This window comes from Streptomyces sudanensis (assembly GCF_023614315.1).
GTDB classification, from domain to species: domain Bacteria; phylum Actinomycetota; class Actinomycetes; order Streptomycetales; family Streptomycetaceae; genus Streptomyces; species Streptomyces sudanensis.
In genome coordinates, this window is sequence record NZ_CP095474.1 from 1,491,867 (window position 1) to 1,492,389 (window position 523).

The 523-nt window shown below is 69.2% G+C and carries 1 protein-coding gene; it reads right to left on the minus strand.

Annotated elements, in window-relative coordinates; all coding sequences use genetic code 11:
• A partial coding sequence (locus tag MW084_RS24505) for an SIMPL domain-containing protein (protein WP_420833760.1) occupies positions 1-489 on the minus strand: 489 nt, incomplete at its 3' end.
• Between the last annotated feature and the right edge of the window lie 34 nt (positions 490-523).

Consider the following 523-nt stretch of genomic DNA (forward strand, 5'->3'; position numbering starts at 1 on the left):
GTCGGGGGTGGTGTCGTCGAGTTCGAGGAGGGCGTCGAGTTCGGTGCCGAGGGCGTGGGCGTAGTCGCGGGCGCGGTGGATGGCGTTGTGGACGGCTTGTCGGCGGGCTTGGGTGTGGGTGGGTGAGGTGGGTCGGAGGGTCCACCAGGGTCCGTCGACGCGGGTGAGGTCGAGGTCGGCGAGGCGGGTGATGAGTTCGCCGAGGGGGGTGAAGTCGGTGAGGGTGGCGGTGAGGTGGGCGGTGCCGTGGTGGGTGTGGATGTGTTCGCCGCGGCTGTGTCGGGTGAGTTCGGGGGTGAGGGTGAGGGTGCTGGTTTCGAGGGTGTCGATGGCAGGGCCGTAGCTGCGGATGAGGTCGAGGGCGGTGGTGTTGCGTCGGGTGAGGTCGTTGAGGGTGGTGTGGCGGTCGGTGCCGCGGGCGGTGAGGGTGATGTCGATGCGGGCGAGGTCGGGGGCGGTTTCGATGTGGGCTTCGCCGCGGACGGTGATGTGGGGGGTTGGGGGTNNTNATATCGGGTGTGAT